Raw genomic sequence first — 357 nt, forward strand, 5'->3', positions numbered from 1 at the left:
TTCTGAAAATATGCTTCTTTTTGTCGCTTTTTCAAGCGTCGTTTTTTAGGCTTTACATCTCTTACAATCATCATCAGATCGTGCCATTCTATAGCATGTGATGTAAGAGTCTCATCGAAGGCGGGAAGTTTAAAAACGCCACTCCCGAGTTTCTTATGGTATATTACCAGACCGCCATGCTCCAAATGAAGAATCTTCATGGTGGTTAGCCGCCGGTTGACAAAAATAAAAACCTCTCCGCTTTGAACATCCCGTTTCATCACCGAAGTTACAATGCCGCTGAGGGTGTAGAAGCTTTTGCGCATATCAACCGGCGCCGGATAAAGAAAATATTTTAGCTTATCGTGTAAATGAAAC

Annotated in this window: 1 protein-coding gene; it reads right to left on the minus strand. The window is 41.7% G+C overall.

Annotated features, from left to right (window positions below; genetic code table 11):
• Window positions 1-357 (minus strand): IS66 family insertion sequence element accessory protein TnpB (tnpB, locus tag ATH1_RS19905; RefSeq protein ID WP_010424820.1); only part of this gene is annotated, 357 nt, incomplete at both ends.

The sequence above is a fragment of the Anaerophaga thermohalophila DSM 12881 genome (assembly GCF_000191885.1).
Classification (GTDB): domain Bacteria; phylum Bacteroidota; class Bacteroidia; order Bacteroidales; family Marinilabiliaceae; genus Anaerophaga; species Anaerophaga thermohalophila.